This window comes from Alphaproteobacteria bacterium (assembly GCA_004295055.1).
Lineage (GTDB): Bacteria > Pseudomonadota > Alphaproteobacteria > SHNJ01 > SHNJ01 > SHNJ01.
Genome location: SHNJ01000020.1, coordinates 1 through 8617, shown reverse-complemented (window position 1 = coordinate 8617; position 8617 = coordinate 1). Strand labels below are relative to the sequence as shown.

Genomic DNA, 8617 nt, shown 5'->3' with positions numbered 1-8617 from the left:
AAGGGGCGTTAAAATTGAAAGAAATTTCTTATATCCATGCTGAGGGATACGCGGCCGGCGAAATGAAACACGGGCCAATCGCCCTGATCGATCAATTGATGCCGATTGTGGCGATCGCGCCGAACGATCAATATTTCGATAAAACCGCATCCAATTTGCACGAGGCGTTGGCGCGCGGCGGCAAATTGATCGTTTGCACCGATGGGCAAGGCGCGCAAAAATTGAAGATGCCATCGGCCACGGTTTTAACCCTGCCCGATGCCGATCCATTGGTACATCCGATTTTATATACGATTCCGGTGCAGTTATTGGCGTATCACGCCGCCTGTTTAAAAGGCACGGATGTCGATCAACCGCGCAATTTGGCGAAATCGGTTACGGTGGAATAGATTTATTTAATTATTTTCCAAGCTAGGCATCTCATACATTTACCGCCTAGTATTTTCAACGCAGCTTTTGACAGCCCGGTAAAGAACATCACCGGTAATTAAAGGCGTATCAGGCGCGCAACCAAAAGTTTGCGCAAGATAACCATTTTTGACGATCACATCGCAATACAATTGCGGATCATCAATCGATACAGCATCTGGAATTTCGCCAATAAAATCCAAATTGACTTCGTTCTTACTCGGCCCATATACAACAACCAAATTAGCGCCAGTGGATTGGATTCTTGCAGACCAATCATTTGGGGAATGGTGTGGACTCACCAAATAGGGAACCGCGTCTTTGGGTAAGTTTTTCGATACAGGACCATGCAGACGGTATACACCATTATGCTGATTGCATATATAATCCACAAAAACCGCGTCATATCCTTTGTTTTCCGTTAAAAAATCCCGGCCTTCAGAAAGATTGATGGGATCAATAACGACATTCGGATCAAACACGACACCCAGATTTAAGCAGCGCAACAGCATCGATGTAATGCGCGAACAATCTCGCGTCGACTGTTTCAAGGAAAGATCAGGATCGCCGCTGAACAAATTAGCGTTTATTCCACCGCCTGCTGTGTAATTGCGGCCACCCAATCGTCTTGGAACAGGCTCATTATCATTCGAGTTATGCGCACCGGGAATGGCAATTGATTTCATACGCGGAACCGATGACGGTGCAAGAGCATGGCGCAATTCGATCTGCATCGCAATCCACGGCGTCACAGAAGTATGAATGGCAGGAAATAAGAATTCACTAGCACGAGGCATAATGGGGCGCCAACACATCTGGCTTAAAATCTTGATATTGCCCTTATTATCGGTTTCAAATTCGATAGTGCGTCCTGCACGCCTGTCCAAACAAGTCCATGTTTGTCCACCACTCCATTCCAATACAGAAGTAAATCTGAAATGCTTAGTTTCAATTGTATTTTGATCTGTACCCATTCTTGTTTTTATATCTTTTAAAGATACGTATGTCAAGACGGTAGATTGTATTTATTACAATTACTTACGGGCAATATTATGGATCTGGCACGCGGCCTTGATGGTATTATCCATCAAACAGGCAATCGTCATCGGGCCGACGCCGCCGGGCACGGGTGTGATAAACCCGGCCACATTTTTCACGGCGGCGAAATTCACATCGCCGACCAATTTGCCTTTGCCGTCTGGCGTGGCGATACGGTTGATACCGACATCAATCACGCATGCGCCTGGTTTAACATAATCAACCGTGACCATTTCCGGTTTGCCAATCGCGGCGATCAAAATATCGGCCTGTTTGCACTCGCCCGGCAAATCGCGGGTTTTCGAATGCACCACCGTCACGGTGCAATTTTCATGGCGCAGCAATTGCGCCATCGGCGCACCGACAATATTTGAACGGCCCATCACCACGGCCTTTTTGCCGGATAAATCGCCCAGATGATGTTTCAATAACATCAAACATCCCCATGGCGTGCATGGCACGAATCCACCCGGCTTGCCCTTGGCCAATTTACCGGCATTGACATCGTGAAAACCATCCACGTCTTTGCGCGGGTCGATAGCGCCCAAAATAACTTCTTCGGAAATATGTTTGGGCAACGGCAATTGCACCAGTATACCGTGAATTTTTTCATCCGCGTTCAATTGCGCGATGATTTGCAATAATTCATCTTGGGTAATATCGGCGGGTTTCGCGACATCGATGGAATGAAACCCAATCGCGGCGGCGGTTTTTTTCTTTGACCCGACATAAGACTGGCTGGCAGGGTCCGCGCCGATCAGCACCGTCGCAAGGCCTGGAATCAGCCCATGTTTCTCGCGCAAGGACGCCACCTCGGCGGTTAGCCTGGTTTTTAAATTTTCGGCGAATGCCTTGCCATCGATGATTTGCGCGGTCATAAAATTTTCCAATTTAACTGCGCTTGTCATACCAGAGTTCCAGTATTTTTGAAAGTTTGTCGTGGGATCCCGCGATTAACAATTTTTTATGTCGTGAAGTATCGCCGCGCAGCAAGGAAATGCTGGTTTTGGGCAGTTTCCAGTTTTTGGATAACAAAGCAATGACCGCTTTATTCGCCTTGCCGTCTTCGGGCGGAACGGTAACCGCTATTTTCAAGGCGTAATTGCCGTCCGCATCCGCCACTATGTCGCCGATCCGTTCCTGCCGCGCGTTGGGGGTGCAATGCACCGCCAATTCGATCCCGGCGGATACGATTTTAAAACAGGACGGCAGCATGAATTAATAAAATCCGAACCAATATTCGCGGATCAGATTTTGCACGAATACGATCAGCAAAATCAAAACCACCGGCGAAACATCGATCCCGCCGATCGACGGCAAAACGCGCTGGATCGGGCGCAATGCGGGTTCGGTGATGCGGTCCAGAAAATCCATCGCCATGGCGACGAATTTATTGCGCGTATTGATGACATTGAACGCCACCAACCAGCTGACGATAACCTGGGCAATGACCAGGTAAAGATAAATGGTCAGAATTTGAATCAGTAAAAAGCCGATGGAGTACATGAGAAACCTTTTGGTGGATGTGAATCCGACCGCTATAGTTTAACGCGAACGCCGCAAGACGCAATATGGATTCTACTTTTTACCGCGGCGTTTTATTAATAAACATAGGCCCAACATCAATACCAGAAATGGGGCCAGCCACAGGGCGGCGTTTTGCGCGCTCCATTTCGGTTTTAACAGCACAAACTCGCCGTATCGTTCCGTCATATGATCTAAAATTTGTTGGTCCGTGTCGCCTGCCGTCAAACGCGCACGCACCAATTTACGGATATCGGCGGCAATCGGCGCGTTCGATTCATCGACAGTTTCGTTTTGGCATACCACGCAACGCAATTGCCGCGATATTTCCTGGGCGCGCAATTCCAACGCGGGATCGGACAATTTTTCATCCGGCATCACGGCGAATGCCATCACCGGCAAGAATAACAGAATGGCGAATAAGGCGGCGCGCATATTATTCCTCTCGCGACAGATGGTCGGCAATGGCTAAAATCTCCTGCAACTGCACCGGCGTCAATTGACCCGCATAGTGATAGCGTATGCGCGATTTGCCATCGACCACAAAAGTTTCCGGAACGCCCGTCAAGCCCCAATCGATGCTGGATTGGCCGGTATCGTCGCGCAAAACCAAATCGTACGCGCCCACCGTATCGCGCAAGAAAACTTGCAATGGTTCCATTTTATCTTTGTAGGCAATGCCCAATACTTGCAGGCCGTTATTTTTAAACAACTCCGCCAATATCGGCGTTTCGGCGCGGCACGGGGCGCACCAGCTGGCAAAAAAATTAACCACCGTGACGTTATTTGGAAAAATATTTTTGCTGGAAATGGATTTATTCTGCATATCCGGCATTGCAAATTCCGGCACCGGCTTATCGATCAACACCGATGGCAATGCGGATGGATCGCGGCCGGACAAAAATGCGGCCATAAACGCCAATATCAGGGCCGCGAACATAAAAACCGGAACCCAGTATAAAATTCTATTCATGCGGCGGAACCGATGGTTTTTTCAGGGATTTGGCGACTTCGGGCGGCATGTAATTTTCATCATGCTTGGCCAGAACGCTTTGCGCGGCAAATACGCCATCATCACGCATCGCGCCAATCACCACCGCGCCGGAATTTTCCTTGAATAAATCCGGCAGAACGCCGCGATATTCCACCGCGACCGTATTTTCAAAATCGGTCAGGCGGAAATTCGCGCCTATGCCATCCGGAACTTTTTTAATCGATCCGACCTCGACCATTCCGCCCAGCCGCACGATCTGGCCCGGCGCCAAAATTTTGGTTTTAATTTCAGTGGGGGAGTAAAAAAACTGCATATTGTCGCGGAAGGCATATAAAACCAGGCCGGCGGATGCGCCCAGCACGCACAATAATGCGACAATATATATAAGCCTTTTATGCTTTGGTTTCATCGGATTCCAACTGCGCCAATTTATTTTCGATGCACCGCGCGCGGTTATATAAGTGAAACGCCAGGCCGCCTAAAATAAACGCGACCGCGCCATACGCGGTCCATATATATTCGCCATATCCGTTCATTGCGAAAAAATTATCCATGCGACACCTTGCGTTGATAGGCCATCAGCAAACGGCGCTTGCCCATTTCAATTTGCGCCGCGCGCAATATCAGGGCGATTGCAAGACACAGGAATCCAAGCGCCATCATCAATAACGGCCACAGCATATCGAATGTTATGCTGGGCGACGCGAGGCGCGACAGGCTGGATATGCTGGATGTTTGATGCAGCGTATTCCACCAATCGACCGAATATTTGATGATCGGCAAATTGATCGCGCCGATGATGGCCAAAATCGCGCCGAATTTGCTGGATTTTTGCATATCGTCGAATGATTGCAATAAAATCATGTGGCCGACATATAAAAAGAATAAAATCAATACCGATGTCAGCCGCGCATCCCACACCCATGCCGCGCCCCAAGCCGGTTTGCCCCACAACATGCCGGTGATTAGCGCGCAGACGGTAAAGCACGCGCCAACCGGCGAGGCCCCGCGCGCGATAAAATCGGCTACCGGATGCCGCCAGATTAAAAAACCGGCGCTGCACAACGCCATGCCGGCATATACCATCATCGCCATCCAGGCCGACGGCACATGCACATACATAATGCGCATCGCATCGCCCTGCAAATAATCCGGAGGCGCCAGCACCAAGCCGCCATACAATCCAACCGCCAAAGCCGCAATCGCCATTACCGAAGCAATCGGCATAATCGCGTTGCCAAGTTTGGCGAATCGAAGCGGATTGGCAAGAATGTGAAGTTGTTTAACCATATCAATCCAAATGTTTAATAATATAAGCCGTAATCACCGGACACACCATCGCCGCCGCCATAAAAAACGCCAACAATACCGACAGCGCGGGAAACCAGGCTTGTTCTTGCAAAATGGCGGTGCCGGCCGCGATGGTGAAAATAAACAGCGGCACCGACAAAGGCAATAGCAAGATAAAGATTAATGTGGGAGCCATACGCGCACCCAAACTTAACGATCCGATCATCATTCCCAAGATCGATAAATTGACCGCGAATAACAGCAATACCGGCGTAACTGCGCATAGGTCGGCCAGGGCAAAATTCTGGGCATAAAAGAATTTTAAAATTAACGGCGCCATCAGAATCATCGGCACGCCGGACAACAAAACAAAGGCGGCAATCTTCGCCCAAACCGCCAGAATCAATTGTGGCGGCCGCAACCGCAGAATGTCGAACCATCCCGATTGCCAGTCGCCGCGCAGCAGCCGGTCCAGCCCGGAGATCAATGCCAGCATGAAGGTCAGCGATACCATGGCCAGGCTTTGCGTAATGTCAAACGCCGCGCCCAATCCCGACCCAAGCGCGAATAAAAATGGCGGCAACAAAAAGAAGGTCAACCCGGCGGCAAAATCGCCAGCTTGACGCAGCGATAATTGAATCTCCCGTTTCAACAAGACCATAAAACCGCTCATTCTTTACCTCCTTCCCCCTTGTGGGGAAGGATAGAAAATCTTAGCGCCTTAGCGCTTAGATTTTCTGGGATGGGGGTATAGATATTGAGTCCCCCCACCCTAACCCTCCCCACAGGGGGGAGGGAATAATTTTGATTACAATTAAAATGATTTCGGAGCGTCATCCTTGTGCCCCCAGCGATAAGATATCGCATTTCAAACCCGGCAACGGCTGATGCGACGCAAGAACAGTGATCAATCCATTTTTCTGCCGCGCGGATAATAAAGACGATAATTGTTTGGCCGCGGATTCATCCAAATGCGCCAAAGGCTCATCCAACAGCCATAACGGTTTTTGCTGTTGCATCCATAATGCCGCAAGGGCGATGCGCTTGCGTTGCCCCGCCGATAAAAACCGGGCGGGAACTTCCAGAAAATTCTCAAGACCGAAATAATGTAGCGCGGCCATAACATCGCCAGCGCCACCCAAAAATTCCACGTTTTCCAAAACTGTCAGCTCGCCGCGCACGCCATCCGCATACCCAAGCCAGGATATGCCGCGCATATAAGCAGCCATATCCGATTGAATATCGGCATTTTCCCAGATTATATTGCCGTCATACGGCAGCAATCCTGCAAGCGCGCGCAACAGGCTGGTTTTACCCGCGCCGTTCGGACCTTGCAGCCATAAAATTTGGCCATTTCCTGCGGAAAAGCTTAAATCGCCAAATAGCCGGGTAAAACCCCGCTGCAATACCAAATTTTCAGCAACTAATTGTGGCATATTGCTTTGAAATCCCGTAATAATTCGATTCGTTATAGCAAGAATGCTTGATATTGGCACCCATTTCTTTACCCTTTTTTAAACCTTCCCCTGCTAAGCCAGTATTTAGTCTAATTCTAATTATCATTTTATCTTCTGCAGTCCCTAATGGAGCCCTCCCATGCGTAACAGTTTCAAAGCCGAACAAATCCTGAAAGTTGGCAAAAGCAAATATAAATATTTCGATCTCACCATCGCCGCGCAAAACGGATTGACCGGCATCGACAAATTGCCTTTTTCCATGAAAGTGCTGCTGGAAAATTTATTGCGGCACGAAGACGGCCGCACCGTCACCCGCGAAGATATTATGGCCGTGCTGCAATGGCTTAAAGATAAAAAATCCGACCGCGAAATCGCTTTCTCCCCCGCCCGCGTGTTGATGCAGGACTTTACCGGCGTTCCGGCAGTGGTGGATCTGGCCGCGATGCGCGATGCGATCGTACAAATGAAAGGCGATGCCCGCCGCATCAATCCGCTGAAACAAGTGGATCTGGTCATCGATCACTCTGTCATGGTCGATTATTATGCCGGCAAAGATTCGTTCCAGAAAAACGTGAAATTGGAATTTGACCGCAACCATGAACGCTATGCATTCCTGCGTTGGGGCCAAAGCGCGTTCGACAATTTCCGCGTCGTTCCGCCAGGAACCGGCATCTGCCACCAAGTAAACTTGGAATATCTGGCGCAAGTGGTTTGGGTGGACGATAAGTCCGATACCCCGCTGGCCTATCCAGATACCCTGGTCGGAACCGATTCGCACACCACCATGATTAACGGCCTGGCTGTTTTGGGTTGGGGCGTGGGCGGCATCGAAGCCGAGGCCGTAATGCTGGGCCAGCCCGTATCGATGGTCATTCCCGAAGTAATCGGTTTCAAATTGACCGGCAAATTGCGCGAAGGCACAACGGCAACCGATTTGGTCCTGACCGTCACGCAAATGTTGCGTAAAAAAGGCGTCGTCAACAAATTCGTCGAATTTTACGGTCCTGGTTTGGACAATTTATCGCTGGCCGACCGCGCCACGATTGCCAACATGGCGCCGGAATATGGCGCGACTTGCGGTATCTTCCCAATCGACGCCGAAACCATCAAATATCTGGAATTCACCGGCCGCGATCCGGAACGTATCGCGCTGGTCGAAGCCTATGCCAAGGCGCAAGGCATGTGGCGCGATAAAAATTCCGCCGATCCCGTGTTTACCGATTCGCTGGAATTGGATGTCGGCACCGTCGAACCATCGCTGGCAGGACCAAAACGTCCGCAAGACCGCGTGCCATTATCCAGTGCAACGGTCAATTTCAAAAAAGAATTGCCAAGCATGTTCGCGCCAAACCGTACCGAACGCAAATCGGTCCCGGTTGCCGGCAAAAATTATTCGATCGAAGATGGCCATGTGGTCATCGCCGCGATCACATCCTGCACCAATACATCCAATCCATCGGTTTTAATTGCCGCCGGTTTGGTTGCGCGCAACGCGATTGCCAAAGGTCTTTCGACCAAGCCATGGGTGAAACCATCCCTGGCCCCTGGAAGCCAAGTGGTAACCGATTACCTGGCGGCCGCCGGATTGCAAAAAGATTTGGATGCGCTTGGATTTAATCTTGTCGGTTACGGTTGCACCACCTGTATCGGCAATTCCGGTCCGCTGGATGAACCAATCGCCAAAGCCGTCGAAGAAGGCGATACCGTTGCCGTTTCCGTTCTATCTGGCAACCGCAACTTCGAGGGCCGGATTAACCCGCACGTAAAAGCGAACTATCTCGCTTCGCCGCCGTTGGTTGTCGCTTATGCCTTGGCCGGATCGATGAATATCGATTTAACCAAAGAGCCGCTGGGCACAGGCAAGGACGGCAATCCGGTTTATCTGAAAGATATTTGGACAAGCAAC

At 50.1% G+C, this 8617-nt stretch carries 12 protein-coding genes and 1 pseudogene (1 of these 13 cut by a window edge); 2 read left to right on the top strand and 11 right to left on the bottom strand.

Annotated elements, in window-relative coordinates:
* A pseudogene (glmS, locus tag EYC62_05090) lies at positions 1 to 389 on the top strand (glutamine--fructose-6-phosphate transaminase (isomerizing)) (it extends 1425 nt beyond the left edge of the window).
* A gap of 39 nt (positions 390 to 428) precedes the next feature.
* On the opposite strand, the gene EYC62_05085 reads toward glmS, so the two are convergent.
* From EYC62_05085 to ccmA, 11 genes are all read right to left on the bottom strand, one after another.
* Complete coding sequence (locus EYC62_05085; protein ID TAH34731.1) at positions 429 to 1382, bottom strand: hypothetical protein; 954 nt, start codon at positions 1380 to 1382, stop codon at positions 429 to 431.
* 60 nt (positions 1383 to 1442) lie between these two features.
* Entirely contained in the window at positions 1443 to 2324 is an 882-nt protein-coding gene (gene folD, locus EYC62_05080; GenBank protein ID TAH34793.1) for a bifunctional methylenetetrahydrofolate dehydrogenase/methenyltetrahydrofolate cyclohydrolase FolD, read from the bottom strand.
* A 13-nt stretch (positions 2325 to 2337) separates the two neighbouring features.
* Complete coding sequence (locus tag EYC62_05075; protein ID TAH34730.1) at positions 2338 to 2661, bottom strand: DUF167 domain-containing protein; 324 nt, start codon at positions 2659 to 2661, stop codon at positions 2338 to 2340.
* Positions 2662 to 2664: 3 nt separating this feature from the next.
* Positions 2665 to 2952, bottom strand: coding sequence for a YggT family protein (locus EYC62_05070; GenBank protein TAH34729.1), 288 nt, complete (start codon positions 2950 to 2952; stop codon positions 2665 to 2667).
* Positions 2953 to 3024: 72 nt separating this feature from the next.
* A complete protein-coding gene (locus tag EYC62_05065) occupies positions 3025 to 3405 on the bottom strand; it encodes a cytochrome c-type biogenesis protein CcmH (protein TAH34728.1) in 381 nt (126 codons plus the stop codon).
* 1 nt (position 3406) lies between these two features.
* Positions 3407 to 3943, bottom strand: coding sequence for a DsbE family thiol:disulfide interchange protein (locus tag EYC62_05060; protein TAH34727.1), 537 nt, complete (start codon positions 3941 to 3943; stop codon positions 3407 to 3409).
* Positions 3936 to 4373: a cytochrome c maturation protein CcmE gene (gene ccmE, locus EYC62_05055; GenBank protein ID TAH34726.1), complete on the bottom strand. Its 438-nt coding sequence runs from the start codon at positions 4371 to 4373 to the stop codon at positions 3936 to 3938. The genes EYC62_05060 and ccmE overlap by 8 nt, the downstream gene beginning before the upstream one ends.
* Positions 4357 to 4518, bottom strand: coding sequence for a heme exporter protein CcmD (gene ccmD / locus EYC62_05050; protein TAH34725.1), 162 nt, complete (start codon positions 4516 to 4518; stop codon positions 4357 to 4359). The genes ccmE and ccmD overlap by 17 nt, the downstream gene beginning before the upstream one ends.
* Positions 4511 to 5254: a heme ABC transporter permease gene (locus tag EYC62_05045; GenBank protein TAH34724.1), complete on the bottom strand. Its 744-nt coding sequence runs from the start codon at positions 5252 to 5254 to the stop codon at positions 4511 to 4513. Before EYC62_05045 ends, ccmD begins: the two co-directional genes overlap by 8 nt.
* Before the next feature lies 1 nt (position 5255).
* Positions 5256 to 5927 (bottom strand): hypothetical protein, encoded by a 672-nt coding sequence (locus EYC62_05040; GenBank protein ID TAH34723.1) that lies wholly within the window; start codon positions 5925 to 5927, stop codon positions 5256 to 5258.
* Between the two features lie 160 nt (positions 5928 to 6087).
* Positions 6088 to 6690 (bottom strand): heme ABC exporter ATP-binding protein CcmA, encoded by a 603-nt coding sequence (ccmA, locus tag EYC62_05035; GenBank protein TAH34722.1) that lies wholly within the window; start codon positions 6688 to 6690, stop codon positions 6088 to 6090.
* A gap of 160 nt (positions 6691 to 6850) precedes the next feature.
* Between ccmA and acnA the strand changes: the two genes are divergently transcribed.
* Positions 6851 to 8617, top strand: a 1767-nt coding sequence (gene acnA / locus EYC62_05030; GenBank protein ID TAH34721.1) for an aconitate hydratase AcnA, incomplete at its 3' end; no start/stop codon positions are given.